Raw genomic sequence first — 22337 nt, forward strand, 5'->3', positions numbered from 1 at the left:
ACGAAAGGCAGGCGAGCCCCGTTTTGGCGACCGCCACAGCTGTCACCCCGTCCCCCCGTACGGCCACCGCCCCCGGCCCCGCGCCCACCGTCACCGACCCGGCGCTGGTGAAGCGCGCCGTGAAGGCGGCCGCGCTCGGCAACGCCATGGAGTGGTTCGACTTCGGCGTCTACAGCTACATCGCGGTGACCCTGGGCAAGGTCTTCTTCCCGTCCGGCAGCCCGACCGCCCAGCTGCTGTCGACGTTCGGCGCCTTCGCCGCGGCCTTCCTGGTCCGCCCGCTCGGCGGCATGGTCTTCGGCCCGCTCGGCGACCGCGTGGGCCGCCAGAAGGTCCTGGCCGTCACCATGATCATGATGGCCGCGGGCACCTTCGCGATCGGCCTGATCCCGTCCTACGCGACGATCGGCGTCGGCGCCCCGCTCCTGCTCCTCGCCGCCCGCCTGGTGCAGGGCTTCTCGACCGGCGGCGAGTACGCGGGCGCGTCCACGTTCATCGCCGAGTACGCGCCGGACAAGAAGCGCGGCTTCTTCGGCAGCTGGCTGGAGTTCGGCACGCTGGCGGGCTACATCGGCGGCGCGGGCCTGGTGACCCTGATGACGGCGCTGCTCTCCTCCGACGAGCTGACGTCCTGGGGCTGGCGCATCCCGTTCCTGATCGCGGGCCCGATGGGCATCATCGGCCTCTACCTGCGGATGCGCCTGGAGGAGACCCCGGCGTTCGCGGCGGAGCTGGCGAAGTCGGAGCAGTCCCGCCCGAAGGTCCCCCTGCGCGAGATGATCACCGGCCAGTGGCGGGCCCTGCTCCTCTGCATGGCCCTGGTCCTGGTCTTCAACGTCACGGACTACATGCTGCTGTCGTACATGCCCAGCTATCTCACCAGTGAGCTGAAGTACGACGAGACGCACGGCCTGCTGGTCGTCCTCGGCGTGATGGCGCTGATGATGGTCGTCCAGCCGTTCGCCGGGGCCCTGACCGACCGCGTCGGCCGCCGCCCGGTGATCGCGGCGGGCTGCGCGGGCTTCCTGGTCCTCTCCGTCCCCGCACTCCTCCTGATCCGCCAGGGCAGCCTGCTCGCGGTCGCCCTCGGCATGGGCGCCCTGGGCCTCCTCCTGGTCTGCTTCACGGCAGCGATGCCGGCCGCCCTCCCGGCCCTCTTCCCGACCCGGGTCCGCTACGGCTCCCTGTCCATCGGCTTCAACGTCTCGGTCTCCCTGTTCGGCGGCACGACCCCCCTCGCGGTGACGGCCCTGATCGGAGCGACGGGGAACCTGATGATGCCCGCGTACTACATGATGGCCGCGGCCGTGATCGGCGGCTTCGCCGCCTGGCGCATGGCAGAGACAGCGGGCAAGCCCCTGCCCGGTTCCGCACCGTCGGTCGAAGCGCCCCTTTAGGGGCGTCCGCGCCCCTTTGGGGGCGCGGGGAACTGCGCGCTCGGCCCCCACCGGCCCGCAGTCGACGGAACGAGCGCAGCCATCCCCCTCAGGGGCGCGGGGAACTGCGCAAAACCCCCCACCCACCTGCACCGTTCGAACGATCCGCACTCCCCGTGCGTACCGTCGGTAGACAGACGGTGGCTGTCCGGAACAGGCCCAGGAACCATGCCCTCCGCTATACCGTCTGTAGTCGGTGATCCACACACGGGCGGAGGGCATCGGTTCATGGTCGGGCGCGCACGTATCCTCACGGTGCTCCTCACACTCCTCGGCATCCAGCTGAGCTGGCTCGCCGCCCCCGCCTTCGCCTGCGCCTGCGGCGCCCTCGTCCCCGACGCGACCCGGCAGGTCACCGTCGGCCGCGAGGAATCCGTACTGCGCTGGGACGGCACCCGTGAACAGATCGTGATGCGTCTGACGGTGGACGGCGACGCCGACGACGCCGCCTGGATCATGCCCGTCCCGCACCGCGCCACCGTCGCCCTCGCCGACCCGGCCCTCTTCGACCAGCTGCACACCCTCACCGCCCCGGTGCACCGCACCCGCTACCACTTCTGGCCCGAGGACGGCGACTGGCCCCTCACCACCGGCGACGACACCTCCACCGGCCCGCCCGGCACCGGCGCCACCGCCCCCGGCGTCGGCGTGGTCGACCGCCAGCGGCTCGGCCCGTTCGACGTGGCCCAGCTGACCGCCACCGACTCCGGCGCCCTGGGCGACTGGCTGCGCAGCAACGGCTTCCCCTTCCCGGCCCGCCTGAACACCGCGCTCCGGTCCTACGTCGCGGACCACTGGGAGTACGTCGCGGTCCGACTCGCCCCCGAGACCGCGGACACCGCACTGCACGGCGCCCTCGACCCGCTCCACCTCGCCTTCGCCAGTGAACGCCCCGTCTACCCGATGCGGCTGTCCAGGCTCGCGGCCACCCCGCAGTCGCTCGGTCTGTACGTCCTCGCCGCGCACCGCATGGAGCCGCGCTCGGCGATCGGCGGCGATGCCCCGCGGGTCGTCTACGCCGGCCGTCTCGGCCACCCGACCGGCGAGCTGGCCGAGCTGGCCGCCGGCACCCCGTACCTGACGGCGATCGGCCAGGAGTTCCCGTACCCGTCCCGGATCTCCGCCGACCACGTGCTGCGGCAGGCGTCCTCGGACACCCCCTTCCAGCAGGTGATCTACGAGGACCGGCTGCGCGAGGTGGCCGGAATGCCGGCGTGGCTGCTGACGGTCGGCGGCGCGCTGCTGCTGGTCGTCGCGGTCACGTCCCTGGCGGCCGTACGACGCTCCCGCCGCCCGTCCCCGCCGCCCCCGCCCGTGCAGCCGCCGCCCCCGCCGTCGTACCCGCCGACGCCCCCTGCGCCGATCGGCTGAGTTCCGTACGGCACCGGGGCGGTGGATCACCGGCGCGCCCGCCGCCTCAGTAGTGCTATCCAGGTAGCTGTCACCGGACAGCCATCTGAATAGGCGAAAGGCAGCGGACGCATGAGCGGCTCTCAGCTCTGGGACGACGTCGACTTCTACTTCACCAGCCACCTGTCACCGGACGACGAGGCGCTCCAGGCGGCCCTGCGGGAGAGCGAGGCGAACGAGCTCCCGCACGCCAACGTCACCGCCAACCAGGGCAAGCTGCTCCAGCTCCTCGCGCAGATCCAGGACGCCCGGAACATCCTGGAGATCGGCACCCTCGGCGGCTACAGCACCATCTGGCTGGCCCGCGCCCTGCCCGCCGACGGCCGGCTGATCTCGCTGGAGTACAGCGCCCGGCACGCCGAGGTCGCGGTCCGCAACATCGCCCGGGCGGGCCTGGAGAAGGTCGTCGAGGTGCGGGTCGGCCCCGCCCTGGAGTCGCTGCCCAATCTCGCCGACGAGAACCCGGCCCCCTTCGACCTGGTCTTCATCGACGCCGACAAGGCCAACAACCCGAACTACGTGGAGTGGGCGCTCCGCCTCACCCGCACCGGCAGCCTGATCGTCGTCGACAACGTGGTGCGCGGCGGCCGGGTCGTCGACGCCGAGAGTGCCGAGCCGGACGTGGTCGGCACCCGCGCCGCGATCGAGCTGATCGCCGCCCACCCGAGGCTGAGCGGCACGGCGATCCAGACGGTCGGCAGCAAGGGCTACGACGGCTTCGCGCTGGCGAGGGTCCTCGACTGACGCCCTGCCCTGCCGGAAAGGCGACGCTCAACCCTCGTGGTAGAAGCCCACGTTGACGCTGCGCGGGGCGGTGCGGTCCCGGACGACGATCTCGCCGGAGCCGCCCCGGGGCAGCGCGACCGTGCCGCCGTACCCGATGGCCTGGGCGTACTCCCCGACCTTCAGCAGCACCTCGGAGGACGGCTCGTCCTGGGAGCCGCGCAGCCAGGTGACCTGCCAGCCGCCCTCGGCCCCGCACAGGAACTCCAGGTGCACCCGGGAGACGAACAGCCAGTCGTCGGGCGTGGTGAGCCGGCAGACGGAGGCGTCGCGGCCCACCCGCAGCACGGCGCCCGGGTCGCTGGGCGCGTCGGCCATGAGCATGCCGGCCGTCTCGCCCGCTTCTCCGGACACGGAGGCCATGGTGAGTTCGAGCACGTGCGTTCCCCCTGCGCGGTTCCTGAATCCTTGTTGGATCTCCGGCGCATGATAAAACGCCCGGCCGGGCCGCGTCCGGCACAATGGAGTCATGACCGAGCGAAAGCCACCCGGGGTACCGTTCGAGTCCTGGGTCGACAAGCAGATCGGGGACGCGCAGCGGCGCGGCGAGTTCGACCAACTCCCGGGCCTGGGCGAGCCGTTGCCCGCCGGCCTGGACTCGTCGTACGACGAAATGTGGTGGATCAGAAGGAAGATGGCCCGTGAGGGCCTGGCGATGCTGCCGCCGACGCTCGCCCTGCGCAAGGAGGCCGAGGACGCGCTGGCGGCCGCCTACGCGGCACCTTCGGAGCGGATCGTCCGCAGGATCATCGAGGACGTCAACGTCAGGATCCGCGACATGATGTTCAAGCCGCCGCCCGGCCCCCCGCTGGGCAAGAAGCCGTACGACGTCGAGGAGGTCGTACGCGAGTGGCGGAAGCGCCGGGCGACGGCCGCAGCGGATCCGGAATCGGAACCGGACGCACACGGCTGACTCACCTGCGCGGCGGCGGGTCCGCCGGTCCGCGGGGCTCGGGTGGCCGGCTCCCGGCGAACTCCCCCGCGGGCACCGCATATCCGGTTGCGCGGCGGGCCGAGTCCCCCTGGGATTACGGTCCATGACCTCCTGGACGATCACCCATGAAGCCCCGGACTCCGCCGCCGCCCGCGCCCTGTGGCGGGCGTACTACACGGAGGTCAGCGACCGCTGGTACCTGCTCCACGAGGGCCGCCGCACCGACCCGGCCGAGCTGGAGCGGGAGATCGCCGCCCGGCCCGGCTCCGAACTGGCCCCGCCCACCGGGCGGTTGCTGATCGCGCGGTACGACGGCGCGCCGGCCGGCAGCGCGGGTGTACGGCTCCTGGACCCGGCAACCGCCGAACTCACCCGGGTCTTCGTCCACGAGGGGCTGCGCGGCCGGGGCGGCGCCGCGCTCCTCGTCGCGGCGGCCGAGGACGCGGCCCGTGCCCTGGGCGCCGCGCGGATCCTCCTGGACACCCGCACCGACCTGGTGGAGGCCCGCGCCCTGTACGCGCGGCTCGGCTACACCGAGACCGGGCCGCACAACGACGACGTCTACGCCGGGCACTGGTTCCGCAAGGAACTCGTCAGCTGATCCGCCGTGCCGCCGGGTGCTGCGGCTGCTCGCGTTCGGTGCCGCACAGTTCGTCGGTCAGCTCGCGGACCAGACGTTCCAGGTCGGTCGGCCGGTCCGGGGTCCACCAGTCGCCGAGGAGTTCGGCCAGGGACTCCTCGCGGGCCGTGGCGAGCCGTTCGGCGACCTCGCGGCCCTGGCCGGTGAGGGTCAGGTCGAGGCCCAGGCGGTCGGCGAGATGCCGCTCCTCCAGCTGGCGGGCCCCTGCCAGGACGATGTTCATCGGGACCGGGCCGCGCTCGGCGAGCCTGCCCGGCTCCACCGAGCCGTACCTGCGGATCCGCAGCAGCAGCCAGCCGGACGCCGGCAGCAGGTCGTGGTACCCGGCCCGTTCGTTGATCTTCCGGTAGACCTCCCGGCGCCCCTCCCGGGTGCCGAGCAGGGACAGCGCCCGGGAGCACTCGTCGTAGGACGACCGCTGGACCGGGTTGGGCGGGATGGTCTCGGACGCGTCCGGCGCGGTGACCGAGCCGCGCAGCCGGTCCTCCTTGAGGAACCAGGCGAGGACGAAGCCGAGGAGGGCGACCGGAGCGGCGTACAGGAACACGTCGGTGATCGAGGACGCGTACGCGTGCAGGGCCGCCGGGCGCAGCGCGGGCGGCAGCGCGGCGATGCCCCGCGGGTCGGCCTTGAGGGTGTCCGGGGTGGCACCGGGCGGGAGCCGGACGCCCCGGAAGGCGTCGGTGAGCTTGTCGGCGAGCCGGCCCGCGAAGACGGAACCGAAGATGGCGACGCCGAAGGAGGCCCCGATCGAGCGGAAGAAGGTCGCGCCGGAGGTGGCGACGCCGAGGTCCTCGTACGACACGGAGTTCTGCACGATCAGCACCAGCACCTGCATGACCAGGCCGAGGCCCAGGCCGAAGACGAAGAAGTAGCCGCTCATCTCGGCGGTCGAGCTGTGCTCGTCGAGCCGGTGCAGGAGCAGCAGCCCGATGGTGGTCACGCCGGTGCCGGCGACCGGGAACACCTTCCAGCGTCCGGTACGGCTGACGATCTGCCCGGAAATGGTCGACGACAGCAGCAGACCGATCACCATCGGCAGCATGTGCACGCCCGACAGGGTCGGCGAGATGCCCTGCACGACCTGGAGGAAGGTCGGCAGATAGGTCATCGCGCCGAACATCGCGAACCCGACGATGAAGCTGATCACGGCGGCCAGGGTGAAGGTGCGGATGCCGAAGAGCTTGAGCGGGAGCACGGGTTCGGCGGCCCGCCCCTCGACGGCCACGAAGGCGACGGCGAGGACGACCCCGAGGACCGCGAGCCCGATGATCTGCGGCGAACCCCACGCCCAGGTCGTCCCGCCCAGCGAGGCCACCAGCACCAGGCAGGTGGCGACGGCTGCGATCAGGAAGGTACCGAGGTAGTCGATGACGTGGTGGGCCCTCCGGCGCGGGATGTGCAGCGCGGCGGCGATCACGGCGAGCGCGACGACACCGACGGGCAGGTTGACGTAGAACACCCAGCGCCAGCTCAGCTGCTCGGTGAGCAATCCGCCGAGCAGCGGCCCGAGCACACTGGTCGTACCGAATACTGCGCCGAAGAGCCCCTGGTAGCGCCCGCGGTCACGCGGCGGCACGATGTCCCCCACGATCGCCATCGACAGCACCATGAGTCCACCGCCGCCCAGCCCCTGCAGGGCGCGGAAGCCGATCAGCTCGCCCATGTTCTGGGCCATCCCGCACAGCGCCGACCCGACGAGGAAGATCACGATCGCGAGCTGGAAGAGCCGCTTGCGCCCGTACTGGTCGCCGAGCTTGCCCCACAGCGGGGTGGCGGCGGTGGAGGCCAGCAGGTAGGCGGTGACCACCCACGACAGGTGCTCGAGCCCGCCGAGGTCGCTGACGATGGTCGGCAGGGCCGTCGACACGATCGTCTGGTCCAGCGCGGCCAGCAGCAGCCCGAGCAGCAGCGCGCCGATCGGGACCAGCACATTGCCGGGTACGCGCTCCGCGTCTTTCGCCGGGGTGTGCGTCGTTTCCAGGGCCATGGAGACCTCCCGGGGCTTTCGACCATCTTCCATCGTGGACGGTGTCACCCGGTACGGCCTGTCGAGTCCGCTTCGGGACCTGTGAGACGGGAGGTTCCGGCGAACGTACGTGTGGGTGCTCTGCATAATCTGTGGAGTTCGTGAGGGGAGGGACGAATGCCGTGACGGATACGACCGGGGGCCATCAGTGCCCGGAGTGCGGGACACCGAAGGAGCCGGACGGCTCGCCTTCCTGCGACTGCAACCAGCGCGCCTCCGACGCCCTGCGCGACGCGCGTACGGCCGAACAGGCGGCCGCGGAGGACTTCGACCCGCTGCGGATACGGCCGTACGTCGCCATCGAGGGCGACGCGGACGCAGACGCAGACGGCGGGGAGACCGAGCCGCTGCCGGTGGCGGCGGGGCCGTCGGCCGTGCCGGTCGCGGCCGAGGCGACCGTGCTGCTGCGGGCGGTGCCCGTCGACGCCCCCGCCCCCGACACGGCTCCGGAAGCTCCGGAAGCGCCTCGCCGGCATCCCCGGTGGGCCCTGTTCCTGGCGGTCGCCGGGGCGGTGATCGGGATCCTCGCCGTGGCGGGGTTCGCGAGCGGGCTGTTCGCCCGTGCGACGCCGACGCGGGACAGGGCGGCGCCGGCGGACGTACGGGAGAGCGTCCCGGACGTGACCCCGAGCACGGCGTCGTCTTCGGCCGCCGCGCCGGTGACGTCCCCGGGATCCGCACGCTCTTCTTCACGGTCCGGGTCCGCGAGCCCGAGCGCGTCGCGCTCGCCGTCCCCCGCGCCGTCCAGTGCGACCCCGTCCCCGACCGCCTCCCGCTCGGCCACGCCGACCCAGTCGGCGTCGACGACCGGCACGGCGGCCTCCGCCCAGCCCACCTCGGCGCCGGTCCTCCGTCCCGGCGACACCGGGGCGGAGGTGACGGAACTCCAGCAGCGGCTGGCCCAGCTGAACCTCTACACGGGGACGGCCGACGGCCACTACGACAGCAAGACCGAGGACGCGGTGCGGACGTACCAGCTGGCGCGGGGCATCCTGACCGACGAGCCGGGGGTGTACGGAACGGCCACCCGCGCGGCACTGGAGTCGGAGACGACGGAGCCGTAGGGGGCGGGCCGACAGGGGGGTTGCGGTCGTGGACGGCTGCGGGTGGGTGGGGGCGTGTCGCGCAGTTCCCCGCGCCCCTGAAGGGGCGCTACAGCCGGGGCTTCTTCCCAGCCGCGGGCAGTCGTGCCTCCCCCAGTGCCTTAAGGGCCTGGGAGGTGCCCCCAGGGCGGCACGGGTGGGCGCTGGGGGTCCCCCCGGCCGAAGGCTGGGGGAGGCACCCTGCCAGCGCCGGTAAGTGACACCCCCGGCCTCAGGCCACGCCGACGTGCAGCCGGAGCGAGCCGTCCGCCGCCGCCTCCACCCGCACCCCCGTCAGATCCCGCACCACCACGTCCGGCCCGTGCACCCCGGCCCGCGCCCCGACGCCCACGACCCGCATCCCCGCCGCCCGCCCCGCCGCGATCCCCGCGCCCGAGTCCTCGAACACCACGCAGTCGGCCGGAGCGACCCCCAGCTCCGCCGCCCCCTTCAGAAAGCCCTCGGGGTCCGGCTTGCTGGCGCCCACCGACTCCGCGGTCACCCGCACCGCCGGCAGCGGCAGCCCGGCCGCGGCCATCCGTACCGTCGACAGCGCCACGTCCGCCGAGGTCACGAGCGCGTGCGGCAGCCCCGCCAGGGACGCGAGGAAGGCCGCGGCACCCGGCACCTCCACCACGCCGTCTACGTCGGCCGTCTCCTCCGCCAGCATCCGCGCGTTGTCCGCGAGGTTCTGCTTCATCGGCCGGTCCGGCAGCAGCACCGCCATGGACGCATGCCCCTGACGCCCGTGGACGACCTTCATGACCTCGTCGCCGTCCAGCCCGTGCCGCTCGGACCAGCGCCGCCAGATGCGTTCCACGACGGCGTCGGAGTTGACGAGGGTGCCGTCCATGTCGAGCAGGAGGGCGCGGGCGGTGAGGACGGTGGCCGTCATCGGGCAGCTCCTAGTGCACAGGCCGAAAGCAGGCCGGGAAGAACAAGGCGGCCCCGCCCGCCGGTCAGGGAAAACGGGCGGGAGCCACTTTGTTCCTCCACGGTACAAAACAGAACGCCGATTCCGCCACCGCCTTCGCCGACCGTTCACCGAGTCTTCAGCTGACGCGAGCGGACCTGAGCGGACCAGAACGCACCGCAGCGAGCCCTGCGACAAGCCACGGTGAGCCGGAGCAGCCCGGGCCGCGGGCCGCTCAGCCCGCGATCGCCTCCCACAGGCTCCACACGCCCAGCGCCAGCATCAGTACCGCCGCGATCTGCGTGATCAGCCGCAGCGGCACCTTCTTCATCAGCGCCTTGCCGCCGACGATGCCGAGGCCGGCCACCGCCCACAGGCCGAGCACCGCGCCGAGGCCGACGGAGAGCGGGTCGTCGTAGCGGGCCGCGAGGTTCGCCGTCATGATCTGGGTGAGATCCCCGAACTCGGCGACCAGGATGAGCATGAAACCGGTGCCGGCGACCTTCCAGAAGGACTGGTCGGCGGGCTTGCGGATCTCCTCTTCCTCCTCGCCCTTCTTCAGCAGCAGCACGGCCGCGCCGCCGAGGAAGAGGACGCCGGTCAGCGCGTGCACGATCTGCTGCGGGAGCAGGGTCAGGACGCTGCCGGCCGCGACGGCCAGCACGACATGCAGCAGGAAGGCCGCGGCGACACCGGCGAAGACGTACGACGCCCGGTAGCGCGTGCCCAGGACGAGGCCGGCGAGCGCGGTCTTGTCGGGCAGTTCGGCGAGGAAGATGACGCCGAAGACGAGCGCCGTCACGGTGATGCTGATCAAGGGTCCTCAATCGGTCGGGGCCACCCCGCCGAGAGCACCGCACTTCGCAGACGAACACCTCGGCACGGCAGCACACGATCACCTGTGCCGTACGGCACAGGCGTGCACTGCTTGCCGAAGGTCTCGCTGGCGGCCTCGTGACCGAGATGGCCGAGGTCCGCCTCCGGGCGCCGGCTCAGACGAGCTGAGCAGTATGTCGACGGTCCGGCGAAGAGCTACTCCCCTTCAACGCCGTCAAGAGTACGTGACCGAGCCATCGATCCCAAGGCCGGAGCTGCCACCTGTGAGTCACGTCGCACGGCTTGTCGTGTCATGAACATGTCACTAGTTTCTTACCGAACGCTCACCCAACGGCAACACGGCGGCGCGAGCATTCCCTCGCTCGCGCTCCAACACCCCACCCCCACCAGGGAGTTCGTATGCCGAAGTTCTACGCGCGTCGACGAGCCAGCATACTCGCGGCGCTTACCGGTCTCATAGCCTCCGTCGCACTGTTCAACTCCCCGAGCGCCTCCGCCGCCCTCCCCACCCCGGTCAGCGCCGCCACCGCCCGCACCTACCTCGCCTCCCTCACCGTCGCGACCGAGGTCAGGACCGGCTACGAGCGAGACCTGTTCCCGACCTGGATCACCATCAGCGGCACCTGCAACACCCGTGAGTACATCCTCAAGCGGGACGGTACGAACGTCGTCACCGACTCCGCCTGCGTCGCCACCAGCGGCAGCTGGTACTCCCCGTACGACGGCGCCACCTGGACCGCCGCCTCCGACGTCGACATCGACCACCTGGTCCCGCTGGCCGAGGCCTGGGACTCCGGCGCCCGGAACTGGACCACGGCCCAGCGCCAGGCCTTCGCCAACGACGTCACCCGCCCGCAGCTCCTCGCCGTCACGGACAACGTGAACCAGTCCAAGGGCGACCAGGACCCGGCCACCTGGATGCCGTCGCTCACGTCGTACCGCTGCACCTACGTCCGCGCCTGGGTCCAGGTGAAGTACTACTACAACCTCTCCGTGGACTCCGCCGAGAAGACCGCGCTCACCAGCTACCTCTCCGCCTGCTGAACCGGCCGGCCGCAGCAGGGTCCCGCTTCCGCCGCGTTCCGGCCACGCATCGCTCTCCTTCCGGCTCTCTTTCCGGCTCTCTTTCGCGCGTCGGAACCTCCCCGCTGACCTCCGTCGTTCCGTACCGTACGGGGCGACGGAGGCGAACCGACCGAGGAAGAGAGCGGGGCGATCGTGGCCGGACTGCGCCTGGGACCGCTGCTGAGGTACACCGACGGCTCGTCGGCGACCGTCTGGGTCGAGGCGAGCCGTCCGTGTACCGCCGAGGTGCGCTGCGCGGACGGCGCCGGCGGCACCGCGCACACCTTCCAGGTGGCCGGCCACCACTACGCCCTGGTCCCGGTCACCGGTCTGACTCCGGGGACGTCACCGTCGTACGACGTCCTCCTGGACGGCACGCACGTGTGGCCGCTGCCCGGCTCCCCCTTCCCGCCCTCCGTGATCCGCAGCCCGGCCGCCGGCGACAGCCTCGACGTCGTCCTCGGCTCCTGCCGCTGGGCCGCTCCCCCGGCCGACGGCCACGACCCGGTCGGCCCCGACGCCCTGGACAGCCTGGCCGCGCGCATCGCCGCCGGCGGTCAACGGCCGGACGTGCTGCTGCTGTTGGGCGACCAGGTGTACGCCGACGAGACCTCGGCGGCCACCCGGCACTGGCTGGCCGCCCGCCGCGACCTCGCGGAGGCGCCCGGCGCCGAGGTCGCGGACTACGAGGAGTACACCCGCCTCTACTACGAGTCCTGGCTGGACCCGGAGGTGCGCTGGCTGCTCTCCACCGTGCCCAGTTGCATGATCTTCGACGACCACGACGTCATCGACGACTGGAACACCTCCGCGGCCTGGCTGACCGGCCTGCGCGCCACCCCCTGGTGGCAGGAGCGGCTGCTCAGCGGGCTGATGTCGTACTGGGTCCATCAGCACCTGGGCAACCTCTCGCCGGCCGAACTGGCCGCCGACCCGGTGTACGCGGCCGTGCGCTCCGCTCCCGACGGCACCGAGGAACTGCGCGCCTTCGCCGCCGGAGCCGACGCCGATCCGGCCTCGGTACGGTGGAGTTACCGGCGTGACTTCGGGCGGGTGCGGCTGCTGATGGTGGACACCCGGGCGGCGCGGGTGCTGGACGAGCAGAACCGCGCCATGCTCGACCCCGGCGAGGCCGCATGGCTGCGCGAACAGGCCCTGGACGGCCGGGAGTCGTACGACCATCTCCTGGTCGGCACCTCGCTGCCTTGGCTGCTGCCGCACCTGATACACGACGTCGAGACCTGGGACGCGGCGCTGTGCCGGGGCGAACGCGGCGCCCGCTGGGCGGAGTTCGGGGAACGGCTGCGCCGCGCGGCCGACCTGGAGCACTGGGCGGCCTTCCCGGCGTCCTTCGCCGAGCTGGCCGCCCTGTTCGCCCGGACCGGCTCCGGGTCCGGGGCGCCCGCCTCCATCTGCGTGCTCTCCGGAGACGTCCATCACGCGTACGTCGCCGAGCCCGCGTGGCCCGCGGGAGCCGCCCCCGACTCCCGTGTGCTGCAACTCACCTGCTCCCCCGTCCACAACTCGGTGCCGCCGACGATCCGGATCGGCTTCCGGTTCGGCTGGAGCGCCCTCGCCCGGTTCCTCGGACGGCGGTTCGCCCGGCACGGGCGCTGTGCGCGACCGCCGGTGACCTGGCGGAAGCGAGGCGGCCCGTGGTTCGGCAACCAGCTCATGACGCTGACGCTGCAGGGCCGTTCGGCCCGGCTGCGGCTGGAGCGGGCCCGGCGGGACGGGACCCTGGAGACCGTGGAGGAGTCCGTCCTCACCACCCCATGAGGGACATCTCAGGGACAACTGGGGTGCGTGGGGCGCACGTTGGCAACTGTTAACCGCGACGGCATGATGAGGCGGACCGTCCGCTTCCCGATCCCGCGCGGGCGGTGTTCCTGCCCTGCGCCCCCACCCGCCCGGGAGTCACGTCGTTGTCCTCCTCCCCCCACGAGTCCCCCCACGAGTCCCCCCACGGGTCCGTCCACAGGTCCGTCCACAGGTCCGTCCACGAGCCCGTCCAGGAGTCGGTCCAGGAGCCCGTCCGGGAGTCCGGGCCGGTCTCCGTCGCCCTGGTCGGCGCCGGTCCCCGTGGCACCAGCGTCCTGGAACGCCTCTGCGCCTCCGCCCCCGAACTGCTGCCCCCGGGACGGCGCCTCACGGTCCATGTGATCGACCCGGCGCCCCCGGGCCCCGGCCGGGTCTGGCGTACGACGCAGTCGGCGCAGCTGCTGATGAACACCGTGGCGAGCCAGGTCACCCTGTTCACCGACGACAGCGTGGACTGCGCGGGCCCCGTCCGGCCCGGCCCCAGCCTGCACGCGTGGGCGGCCGGTGAGCTGGGCCCCGACGACTACCCGACCCGCGCCCACTACGGCCGCTACCTGGAGTGGGTGTTCGCGCGGACGGTCTCCCGGGCACCGGCGGCGGTCCGCGTCGAGACCCACCGCGCCCGCGCCGTACGACTCGACGACGCCCCCGACGGCCACCAGACACTCACCCTCCACGACGGCCGCACGCTGCCCGGCCTGGCGGCGGTGGTGCTGGCCCAGGGCCACCTCCCGGCGACGGCGTCAGCCGAGCAGCGCCGGCTCTCCGCCCACGCCGCCCGGCACGGCCTGCGGCACATACCGCCCGCCAACCCGGCCGACGTCGACCTCACCCCGCTCGCGCCCGGCGAACCGGTACTGCTGCGCGGCCTGGGCCTCAACTTCTTCGACCACCTGGCCCTGCTGACCACCGGCCGGGGCGGCCGATTCACCCGCACCCCCGACGGCGCCCTGCACTACACCCCCTCCGGCCGCGAGCCCCGCCTGTACGCGGGCTCCCGGCGCGGCGTCCCCTACCAGGCACGCGGCGACAACGCCAAGGGCCCGTACGGCCGCCACACCCCGCTGCTCCTCACCCCCGAAGTGATCGCGGGCTTCCGCAAACGCGCGGACTCCGGCGCGGCGCCCGACTTCCTCGCGGAGATCTGGCCGCTGGTCGCGAAGGAGGTGGAGACGGTCCACTACGCGGCCCTGACCGGCGACCCGGAGTTCACCGAGCGCTTCCTCGCGGCCGACGGCGAGCGCGCGGAGACGGCCGTACTCGACGCCCACGGCGTGCCGGAGCCGGACCGCTGGTCCTGGGAGCGGCTCCAGCATCCGTACCGGGACCGGGAGTTCACCGGTCCCGAGCAGTGGCGGGCCTGGCTCCTGGGGTATCTGCGCGAGGACGCGGCACAGGCCGCCCTCGGCAATGTGCGGGGCCCGCTCAAGGCCGCCCTGGACGTACTGCGCGACCTGCGCAACGAGATACGGCTGATCGTCGACCACGGCGGCCTGGCCGGTGCCTCCCGGCGGGCCCACCTGGACGGCTGGTACACCCCGCTCAACGCCTTCCTGTCCATCGGCCCGCCCCGCCGCCGCATCGAGGAACTCGCCGCACTGCTGGCGGCGGGCGTGGTGGAAGTGCTGGGCCCGGGGCTGGAGGTGGACCTCGGGGACGGCGCCTGGGTGGCCCGCTCCCCCGGGATACCCGGCTCGGAGGTCCGGGTGACCACCCTCGTCGAGGCCCGCCTCCCCGAGCCGGACCTGCGCCGCACCGCCGACGCGCTGCTGGCCGCACTGCTCCGCGAGGGCGCGTGCCGCCCGCACGTGGCGGACGGCCACGAGACCGGCGGCGTCGACGTGACACCGCGCCCGTACCGCGTCGTCGGCCGTCACGGCCGCCCGCACGCACGGCGGTTCGCCTTCGGGGTGCCCACGGAGGGGGTGCACTGGGTGACCGCGGCGGGGGCCCGGCCGGGCGTGGACTCGGTGACCCTGTCGGACGCGGACGCGATCGCGCGGGCGGTACTGCGGACGGCCGCGGCCGCGCCGGAACCACGACCGGAGACGGCCCCCGGATCACAGCCGGAGGCGGTACCGGAACGGCCGACGGCGGCCGAACGGCACACACCGGTCACCGTATGACACTGCATGACACATGCCTGACCCTCCCCCGATATCCCTTTGCCCAACATACGAAGCCCCCGTGACACTCCTGTCACACCCCCCGCGTACGCTGTATGGCTGTCGTCGGGGGGCGCAACAGGACAATCGCGGGGGAACCGTCGTGTGGGAAAGCATGGGGTCGCTGGAGGCCGGGCCATGGATATACGCCATGGTGGCCCTCTCCGTGCTGCTTGATGTGTTCCTGCCGGTCCTGCCGAGCGGCGTGCTGGTCATCACCGCGGCCACGGCAGCGGCGGCCGGCTCCGGCGCGTCGGCCGGACAGGTTCCGACACACGTCCTGCCGGACATCCTGGCGCTGACCCTCTGCGCGGCCACCGCGTCGGTCCTCGGCGACCTGGTCGCCTACCGGCTGGCCCGGCGCGGCGGCGCCCGCCTGGACCGCGCCATCGCCCGCTCCCGGCGGCTGAGCCGCGCGCAGGAACGTCTCGGCGAGGCCCTGTCCCGAGGCGGCGGCGCGCTGGTGGTACTGGCCCGCTTCGCCCCGGCCGGCCGCTCGCTGGTCTCCCTCGGCGCCGGCGCCACCCACCGCAGCGTCCGCGACTTCCTCCCCTGGTCCGCCCTGGCGGGGCTGACCTGGGCGATCTACAGCGTCGCCCTCGGCTACCTCGGCGCCCAGTGGCTGGGCGGCACCTGGCTGGCGACCGCGGTATCGGTGGCGGCACTGTTCGGCGCGGGAGCGGGCGCGGGGTACCTGATGCGAAGACGCCCTGCCTGAACCCAGCCGCGGGCAGCCGTGCTCCCAGAGCCTCAAGGGCTGGTGAGCGTCCCCACCCCCGCCTCAGCCCCCTCCCACGGCCGCCTGCCCCCGCACCTCCAGTCCCCCCAACAACGCGGCCGTGGCCTCGGCGACCGCATCCACCGCCCGCTCGAACACCTCCCGGTTGTGCGCGGCCGGCGCCCGGAACCCGGACACCTTCCGCACGTACTGCAACGCGGCAGCTCGGATCTCCTCCTCGGTGGCCTCCTCGGCCAGCTGAGGCGGACGCAGGGTCTTGATACTCCGGCACATGTCCCCAGTCTCCCGCAGCCCCCCCTCCTTCCTGCGAGGATCTTCCAGAGGCGGCCACCGCTCCCGGGGCCGACCGACGAGAGGACAACTCCATGCCGAACAGCCCGAACAGCGCGGACACCCCCAACGCCCCCACCCCTCACCTCACCGTCGCCGTCCTCGGCCCCGGCGGCGTCGGCGGCCTGCTCGCGGCCCTGCTCTCCCGCTCCGGCCACCGCGTCCTCTGCCTCGCGGGCGAGGAGACGGCTCACACGCTCCGTACCACCGGTATCCAGGTCCGCAGTCCCCTGTTCGGCGACTTCACGGCCCCCGTCGAGGCCGACACGGCCCTGCGCGAACCGGTCGACGCCTGCCTGGTCACCGTCAAGGCCACCACCCTGGACGCGGCCCTCACCCGGATCCCGCCCGCGACACTCGGCGACGCCCTCCTCGTACCGTTCCTGAACGGCGTGGAACACCCCGCGCTGCTGCGCGCCCGCTACGCCCCGGACCGGGTGGCCCCGTCCGTGATCCGCGTCGAGTCGACCCGCACGACCCCCGGCCTGGTCGAACACACCAGCCCCTTCGCGGAGATCGACCTGACCGGCGCCAAGGTCCCCCGCCCCCGTCTGGAGACCCTGGCCGAAGCCCTCACCGCCGCCGGCCCGGCCACCCGCGTCCTGGACGACGAAACCACCACGCTCTGGGCGAAGATGGCGTTCCTCGCCCCGCTCGCCCTCCTCACCACCCGCTACGCCCTCCCTCTCGGCGAGGCCCGCACCCGGCACCGCGAGGAACTGGCGTCCCTCGTGGCGGAGACGGCGGCGGTCAGCCGTGCCTGCGGCGCCCCCGTCGACCCGGCCCAGGCGCTGGCCCGGTACGACGCCTTCCCGCCCGCCACCAAGTCCTCGATGCAGCGCGACGCCGATGCCGGGCGCCCGCTCGAACTCGACGCGATCGGGGGCGCGTTGCTGCGCGCGGCGGACCGACACGGCGTACCCGTGCCGGTGACGGCACGCATCGTCAGGGAGTTGCGCGAGGCCGGACGCTAACGGCTGTCGCGCCCAGGGGTACGCCCGGGGGTTCGGGCGGCGGCGACGAAGGCGGCCATCTTCTCGCGGCTCTTGACCCCCGGCGCGGTCTCGACGCTGCTGGAGACGTCCACGCCGTAGGGCCCGAACTCCTCGATGACACCGGCGACGTTGTGCTCGTCGAGGCCGCCGGCGATCACCACCTTCCCCGGCACCTCGCCGACCCAGTCGGGGATGTCCGCGAACACGCCGCTGCCGGCGCTGGCGTCGTAGAAGAAGTACTGGAGCGCCTCCGGCTTCCCGGGCGGGGTGCCGGAGGCGAGGGCGAGGTTCGGGATGTCGGCCGTCTCGTAGATCTGGATGATGTCGAAGTGCCCGGCGACGGCGGCCGTCTCCGCGTGGGTCAGGGCCACGGCGAAGACGGGGATCCGTCCCCGGGCGTGGCCGGCGAGCGCCACGGCCCGTTCGGGCGGGCAGTACCGCTTGCTCTTCGGGGTCACGACGATCCCGACGGCGTCGTATCCCAGCTCGACGGCCCAGTCGATCTGCTGCTCCTGGGTGAGCCCGCACACCTTCACGAACGCCGGCTGCCGCTGCCCGCTCATCCTGTCCTTGCTCCGTTCTCCCGCCCTGCGGGAACACGATCGTGTCCTCCAGCTTCCCAGTCTCCGGGCCGGGGCGTTGTCAGTGGTGGCTGACAGGATCACCGGCACTCGGAGGCCCGCCACGACCACTACCCCGGGCTACCGCTGCTGCTCGCGTCACCGTGGCGGGCACGGGCCCGTGTCGGACGCGTCCACGGTATGAGGGCCGGGACGTGAGCGCGGTAGGCGTCGTAGGCGGCCCCGAACCGGCCGGCCATGAGGGCGTCCTCGGTCCGCACCCGGCTCAGCAGCCACGGGACGGCGACCGCAAGGGCGGCTGTCCAGGCTCCGAAGCCGCAGGCCAGCATGGCGCCGACGACCAGTCCCAGCAGGCCGGTGTATATGGGATGGCGGACCAGCCGGTAGGGCCCGTCGGTGCGCAGTTCATGGTGCTCCTGGACCGTCGGGACGCTGGCCCACATCGTGCCCAGGACCCAGCGGGCCCACAGCAGCAGGGCGGTGGAGGCGACGGCGAGCAGTGCGCCCAGGAGTGCGAGCTCGGGCTGCCAGTACTGCAGACGGTGCCAGAACCCGTCGGTGTGCCCGACCAGCCAGGAGAACAGCCACGCACCGGCGACCAGCAGAACCCGGCGGGGCAGCGTGCGGCGCAGTCCGCGCACCCAGCCGCGCGCACCGGCCTGGCTCTTCATGCCGAAGTAGACGGCACCGGCGATCCAGGCCACGACGAAGATCGAGGCGCAGACGCCGATGAGAGCGACAAGTGCCGAGTGCAGTGATCCCATGCCTCAAGGCTCCTCCGGCACCAGGCCGATCACCACCACCTACGGGTCGATGGAGAGAGCTCCACCCGTGGATGGAGAGGCTGAGTGGGCGCGTCCGCTCGATGTCCCGGCCCGGTCCCGGTATGAGGGCGGGGCCGGCGGAGGGTGCGGCTCCGGGAGACGCTGCCGCGGCGGGCGGCGGAATCAGACGGTACGCGACGTGGGTCACACCAGCATGCCTGGGAGGCCTCGCCGTGTGCGCAGGGATCATCGCGGCGGCTGCGTGGATCACGCGGATGTGGGTCACGGCGACGGTACAGGGGCTGGTCACCGGGGGTTGCATGGTGACGCTGCTGCTCGGCCTCACCGGTGGGGCCGCGTGACGAGGCGCCCGACGGCGCCGCACATCGAACACATGAACCCCACGAACAAGCTCGCCACCTAAAATCGAACAGGCGTACCATTGCCGCGTGGCTGCGACCTATGACTTTCCGAGTGACCTCCTCGCCGGTCAGGAGGAGCTGCATCAGGTCCGGGCCGAGCTGTCGGCCCTGCTGAAGCGGCTTCCCTGGTCGGTCGTGCCGCTGGACGGATTCAGTGACGAGGGCGGCTGGCGCAAGGTGGAGCGCCCCGCCTCCCCCGGCTGGACCGAGGACGAACAGGCGGAGGTGGAGAAGCTGCGCCGCCGCGAGCACGAACTCGCGGTGTTCGTCAGCGGTCACCGCTTCTGGGCAGAGGTCACGGCACCGGACCGCATGGACGCCCGAAGCCGCCTCAAGCACGCGCACGAGAAGGGCTGAGAACACGAGAGGACCCCGGCCGCATCGGCCGGGGTCCTCTGTTCACGTGGGCGCGGACGGTTTCGAACCGCCGACATCCTGCTTGTAAGGCAGGCGCTCTACCACTGAGCTACGCACCCGAGACGAGTCGACAGCCTACATCGTCCCGGGCTCCGTCCCGCAATTCCGTTTCCCGGAGCGGGCAGGCGCAGCGATTCCTATGGACTGAGCGGTGGTGCGGCCCGGCACCGGGCCGCATGCTCAGCCGCGTGCCCCGAGTGGTGTTGGGCACGCTGGTCACCCGCGTTCGCTCCGCGACCGGGCGGCACGGATCGTGTCCGTGGTCCGGGAAGGCGGGGGCGGGCAGGCGGCAAGGTCGTCATCGTTCATGTCCACCGCGACCACACCCCGCGCCAGTGCTGCGTGCAGGGGCATCGCAGGAACCACCGCCCGCTGCCAGGAGGCGGTCAGATACCAGCGGCCGCGTGTGACGTCGTAGTGAATGCGGTAGGCCACCGCACGGTCTGCGGTGATCCGCTCCCGCCATTCCTCGGCCCGGTGGTGGAAGGTGACCGTCGAGGCCAGGACGTACCGGCCGTACGGGGCGTTGGCCAGGTGTGCCAGAGCTGCCGGAAGCCGGATCGACAGTTGCCCGGATTCCGTGACCCGGATGGTCTCGTTGCCGTACCGCTTGCCGGACTCGCCGTCCGCCGACAGGAACATGCGGGCGGCCTGCCAACGCTCACGCCACGTTTCCCTGCTCAGACCGGCCTCGTCCAGCCGGTGTCTCAGGTGCGCGAGCTTCCTGCCACCGCGAACCACCCCGTGCCCGGCCGGCCTTCCAATCGGCCTCCAGAGCGTCCAGGCGATCCCGGAGCGCCTGCAGGCGACGAGACTTGGCATGCCATTCCGTTCGGCCGGCACAGCCGCGTGGCAGCCCCGACCGTTTGTCGGCCTTCGCGCCCGGCGGTCTGGCCAACCGGGCCGCGATGCGTGCGGTCTCACCTCGGAGCCAGGTCATCTCGGCCGTCTGCGCTCGCCGGGCCAGCGCCCACTGGTCGCGCGTGGCCTTGGTGATGCTGCCCGCCCATCGCGCCGACGACGAAACGGTCAGCGCGCGCTTTCGGACCGCCCAGGCCGCGGTGTCGGCGGCTGTCCCCTGCCGGGACCGTGTCGCGAGGTCTCCAGCCGCCGGCGAGCCGAGCAGCACGCCCGTCTCGGTCAGTACCGCGGCGTCCGGCTCGGACACCCGCAGTCGCGTCCGGATGGTCACCCCCGAGGGAACGGGTGCCACGAACGGTGCCCCCAGTTCACGCACCGTGCCCACCCCCGTCAGAACCGTAAGGACTGTCAGAACTGTCAGGACCGAAGGTCCTTTCGTCACACCCGACGACCCGGGCTCCGAAGGGTCACCCGTTCGACGGACGAACGATTGCCGCACGGCCGGCGAAGTGACCTCACGTATCCGTGCCGGCCGACCGCGCGTACCATCGCCCGTCGGTCGTTTCGAATGTGAGCGGTTGATCGGCCTGACCGCGAACTGACCGGCTCGTGTGTTCGTCTTTCACGAGTGGGAGAATTGCAGCAACCGCCAGGACACAGGGCGCACCGCGGTACGGGAGAGGGAGCAGTGACGGGGACATCGGCGACTTCGGCGGTATCCGAGCGGTCGTACTCGCCTCCCGTACGGGCCCGGCGCACGCCGCTTCGGGATGTTCTCGGGCTGATGAGCCTGCCGTTGCTGGCCGTGCTGGTGGTGCCCGGGGCGTTCGCCGGTGGCGGGACGCGGCGGTGGTTCGGGGGGCGGGCGGAGGGTCAGCGGGCGGAGGCGCAGGCGGCCAAGGACGCCGCGGCCGCCGCGTTCTACGAGCTGGACACCGCCCAGCGGGATCTGCGGATCTCGATAGAGACCATCTCCGCCGTCGACGACTCGCCGGCGGCCCGTCGTGCCGTCTCGGACTTCGAGGCGCTGGGGCGGCGGATCGACGAGGTGAGCAACCGGTACATCGAGGCCATCGACGCCTACGACCTGGACCGGGACGATCTGGAGGCCGGGGTCGCGGCGCGGGCGCGTGGGCAGATCTCCGGGGCCAAGGACGAGCTGGTCCGGGTCAAGGGGGAGCTGGACCGGTTCGGGGAGTCGCTGGGGCCGTTGCTCGGCAAGGCCGAGACGCAGCTGGCGCGGCTGGCGCCCGCCGTGGAGCGGGCCCGGCAGGCGCTGCTGGCGGCCAGCAACGCGCTCGATGCCGTGCGGAAGACGCAGATCAGGGCGGATGAGCTGGCGGCCCGGCTGGCCGCGCTGTCGCCCGAGCTGACCAGGCTCAACCAGGGTGCGGGGCAGCACGGTGTGCAGGCGACGCTGGAGCGGGCCGGGCGGGTGCAGCGGGAGGCCGAGGCGATCCGGGTCGAGGCGGAGCGGCTGCCGGAGAAGGCCGCGGAGATCGATCACCGGCTGGTGAGCCTGCGGACCCGGGCGCAGGCGCTGACCACCCGGGCCGGGCAGGTGGACCCGGTGCTGAGCGAGCTGCGGCGGCGGTTCTCGGCGGCCTGCTGGCAGGATCTGCAGCAGGTGCCGCGGCAGGCCGTGGAGAACGTCGGGCAGGCCGAGGTGAAGCTGCGGGAGGCGCAGGCCGCGCGGGACGCGCAGAGGTGGGCGGACGCCACCTCGCTGCTGTCCACCGTGCGGGCGCTGCTCAACAGTACGGACGAGGCGGTGTCGGCCGCCGGTGACCGGCTGAGCCGGCTCAACGCCGTGCAGAAGGATCCGCAGGCGGAGATCGAGCGGACGCGGTTCGCGATCCGGGACGCGCAGCGGCTGGCGATGGCCGGGCGGACCAGTCCGGATCCGCGGCACGCGCGGCTGCTGGACGACGCGGTGGCGCGGCTGGACCGGGCGGTCGGAACCCTGGAGGGGCGGCATCCCGACTACTGGCACTTCCTGACGGAGACGGAGGCGGTGCGGCAGTCGGTCGCGCGGGCGGTGGCGCAGATCCGGGAGGACCGGGGCACCGGTCACCCGTGAGCCGTTGCCGTCCCTGCGGCACGGGCGGATATT

The 22337-nt window shown here is 72.6% G+C and carries 22 protein-coding genes and 1 tRNA gene; 14 read left to right on the forward strand and 9 right to left on the reverse strand.

Annotated elements, in window-relative coordinates; all coding sequences use genetic code 11:
• The first annotated feature begins 23 nt into the window (after positions 1-23).
• The 3 genes from proP to ACFWPS_RS22695 all read left to right on the forward strand — a co-directional run bounded on the left by proP (position 24) and on the right by ACFWPS_RS22695 (position 3590).
• Positions 24-1397, forward strand: a complete 1374-nt coding sequence (proP, locus tag ACFWPS_RS22685) for a glycine betaine/L-proline transporter ProP (protein WP_383707818.1) — start codon at positions 24-26, stop codon at positions 1395-1397.
• A 267-nt stretch (positions 1398-1664) separates the two neighbouring features.
• Positions 1665-2807 carry a DUF2330 domain-containing protein gene (locus tag ACFWPS_RS22690; protein ID WP_383707820.1) on the forward strand — a complete coding sequence of 381 codons (1143 nt, stop codon included), beginning with the start codon at positions 1665-1667 and terminating at the stop codon, positions 2805-2807.
• Positions 2808-2918: 111 nt separating this feature from the next.
• Positions 2919-3590: an O-methyltransferase gene (locus ACFWPS_RS22695; RefSeq protein WP_217551580.1), complete on the forward strand. Its 672-nt coding sequence runs from the start codon at positions 2919-2921 to the stop codon at positions 3588-3590.
• 27 nt (positions 3591-3617) lie between these two features.
• Here the strand turns inward: ACFWPS_RS22695 and ACFWPS_RS22700 are convergent, their stop codons facing one another.
• The gene (locus ACFWPS_RS22700) at positions 3618-4007 is read right to left on the reverse strand and encodes a hypothetical protein (RefSeq protein ID WP_383707822.1); all 390 of its coding nucleotides are present in this window, start codon (positions 4005-4007) and stop codon (positions 3618-3620) included.
• 91 nt (positions 4008-4098) lie between these two features.
• On the opposite strand from ACFWPS_RS22700, the gene ACFWPS_RS22705 reads away from it, so the two are divergent.
• On the forward strand, positions 4099-4542 hold the full coding sequence (locus ACFWPS_RS22705) for a DUF1992 domain-containing protein (protein WP_383707824.1): 444 nt from the start codon (positions 4099-4101) through the stop codon (positions 4540-4542).
• A 124-nt stretch (positions 4543-4666) separates the two neighbouring features.
• Positions 4667-5164 (forward strand): GNAT family N-acetyltransferase, encoded by a 498-nt coding sequence (locus tag ACFWPS_RS22710; RefSeq protein ID WP_383707826.1) that lies wholly within the window; start codon positions 4667-4669, stop codon positions 5162-5164.
• Here the strand turns inward: ACFWPS_RS22710 and ACFWPS_RS22715 are convergent.
• Positions 5157-7193 carry a DHA2 family efflux MFS transporter permease subunit gene (locus ACFWPS_RS22715; protein WP_383707828.1) on the reverse strand — a complete coding sequence of 679 codons (2037 nt, stop codon included), beginning with the start codon at positions 7191-7193 and terminating at the stop codon, positions 5157-5159. The two genes, ACFWPS_RS22710 and ACFWPS_RS22715, sit on opposite strands and share 8 nt — an antisense overlap.
• Before the next feature lie 161 nt (positions 7194-7354).
• Between ACFWPS_RS22715 and ACFWPS_RS22720 the strand changes: the two genes are divergently transcribed.
• A complete protein-coding gene (locus ACFWPS_RS22720; protein ID WP_383707830.1) occupies positions 7355-8296 on the forward strand; it encodes a peptidoglycan-binding protein in 942 nt (313 codons plus the stop codon).
• A 250-nt stretch (positions 8297-8546) separates the two neighbouring features.
• On the opposite strand, the gene ACFWPS_RS22725 is transcribed toward ACFWPS_RS22720, so the two are convergent.
• Positions 8547-9209 carry an HAD-IA family hydrolase gene (locus ACFWPS_RS22725; protein ID WP_383707832.1) on the reverse strand — a complete coding sequence of 221 codons (663 nt, stop codon included), beginning with the start codon at positions 9207-9209 and terminating at the stop codon, positions 8547-8549.
• Positions 9210-9462: 253 nt separating this feature from the next.
• Entirely contained in the window at positions 9463-10044 is a 582-nt protein-coding gene (locus ACFWPS_RS22730; protein WP_365795710.1) for a TMEM165/GDT1 family protein, read from the reverse strand.
• A 419-nt stretch (positions 10045-10463) separates the two neighbouring features.
• On the opposite strand from ACFWPS_RS22730, the gene ACFWPS_RS22735 reads away from it, so the two are divergent.
• The 4 genes from ACFWPS_RS22735 (at position 10464) to ACFWPS_RS22750 (ending at position 15833) form a co-directional block, all read left to right on the forward strand.
• On the forward strand, positions 10464-11108 hold the full coding sequence (locus ACFWPS_RS22735; protein ID WP_383707834.1) for an HNH endonuclease family protein: 645 nt from the start codon (positions 10464-10466) through the stop codon (positions 11106-11108).
• Positions 11109-11282: 174 nt separating this feature from the next.
• Positions 11283-12908, forward strand: coding sequence for an alkaline phosphatase D family protein (locus ACFWPS_RS22740; protein ID WP_383707836.1), 1626 nt, complete (start codon positions 11283-11285; stop codon positions 12906-12908).
• A 284-nt stretch (positions 12909-13192) separates the two neighbouring features.
• Positions 13193-15076 (forward strand): FAD/NAD(P)-binding protein, encoded by a 1884-nt coding sequence (locus tag ACFWPS_RS22745; RefSeq protein ID WP_383707963.1) that lies wholly within the window; start codon positions 13193-13195, stop codon positions 15074-15076.
• Positions 15077-15218: 142 nt separating this feature from the next.
• On the forward strand, positions 15219-15833 hold the full coding sequence (locus ACFWPS_RS22750) for a DedA family protein (protein ID WP_383707837.1): 615 nt from the start codon (positions 15219-15221) through the stop codon (positions 15831-15833).
• Positions 15834-15896: 63 nt separating this feature from the next.
• Here ACFWPS_RS22750 and ACFWPS_RS22755 read toward each other — a convergent pair whose 3' ends face one another.
• Positions 15897-16127, reverse strand: coding sequence for a DUF2277 domain-containing protein (locus ACFWPS_RS22755; protein ID WP_383707839.1), 231 nt, complete (start codon positions 16125-16127; stop codon positions 15897-15899).
• A 92-nt stretch (positions 16128-16219) separates the two neighbouring features.
• On the opposite strand from ACFWPS_RS22755, the gene ACFWPS_RS22760 reads away from it, so the two are divergent.
• Positions 16220-17158 (forward strand): ketopantoate reductase family protein, encoded by a 939-nt coding sequence (locus tag ACFWPS_RS22760; protein ID WP_383707841.1) that lies wholly within the window; start codon positions 16220-16222, stop codon positions 17156-17158.
• Here ACFWPS_RS22760 and ACFWPS_RS22765 read toward each other — a convergent pair.
• Complete coding sequence (locus ACFWPS_RS22765) at positions 17155-17742, reverse strand: hypothetical protein (RefSeq protein WP_383707843.1); 588 nt, start codon at positions 17740-17742, stop codon at positions 17155-17157. The genes ACFWPS_RS22760 and ACFWPS_RS22765 overlap by 4 nt on opposite strands.
• A 128-nt stretch (positions 17743-17870) precedes the next feature.
• A complete protein-coding gene (locus tag ACFWPS_RS22770) occupies positions 17871-18524 on the reverse strand; it encodes a methyltransferase family protein (RefSeq protein ID WP_383707845.1) in 654 nt (217 codons plus the stop codon).
• Positions 18525-18757: 233 nt separating this feature from the next.
• Here ACFWPS_RS22770 and ACFWPS_RS22775 point away from each other — a divergent pair, with 233 nt between their 5' ends.
• The gene (locus ACFWPS_RS22775) at positions 18758-18886 is read left to right on the forward strand and encodes a hypothetical protein (protein ID WP_383707847.1); all 129 of its coding nucleotides are present in this window, start codon (positions 18758-18760) and stop codon (positions 18884-18886) included.
• 87 nt (positions 18887-18973) lie between these two features.
• Complete coding sequence (locus ACFWPS_RS22780; protein WP_383707849.1) at positions 18974-19303, forward strand: hypothetical protein; 330 nt, start codon at positions 18974-18976, stop codon at positions 19301-19303.
• A 47-nt stretch (positions 19304-19350) separates the two neighbouring features.
• Here the strand turns inward: ACFWPS_RS22780 and ACFWPS_RS22785 are convergent.
• Positions 19351-19422: transfer RNA gene (locus ACFWPS_RS22785), tRNA-Val, on the reverse strand.
• A 157-nt stretch (positions 19423-19579) separates the two neighbouring features.
• On the reverse strand, positions 19580-20005 hold the full coding sequence (locus tag ACFWPS_RS22790; protein WP_383707851.1) for a hypothetical protein: 426 nt from the start codon (positions 20003-20005) through the stop codon (positions 19580-19582).
• Positions 20006-20912: 907 nt separating this feature from the next.
• Between ACFWPS_RS22790 and ACFWPS_RS22795 the strand changes: the two genes are divergently transcribed.
• Positions 20913-22304: a hypothetical protein gene (locus tag ACFWPS_RS22795; protein ID WP_383707853.1), complete on the forward strand. Its 1392-nt coding sequence runs from the start codon at positions 20913-20915 to the stop codon at positions 22302-22304.
• Positions 22305-22337: the final 33 nt, after the last annotated feature.

This window comes from Streptomyces sp. NPDC058457 (genome assembly GCF_042720695.1).
In the GTDB taxonomy this organism is placed as follows: domain Bacteria; phylum Actinomycetota; class Actinomycetes; order Streptomycetales; family Streptomycetaceae; genus Streptomyces.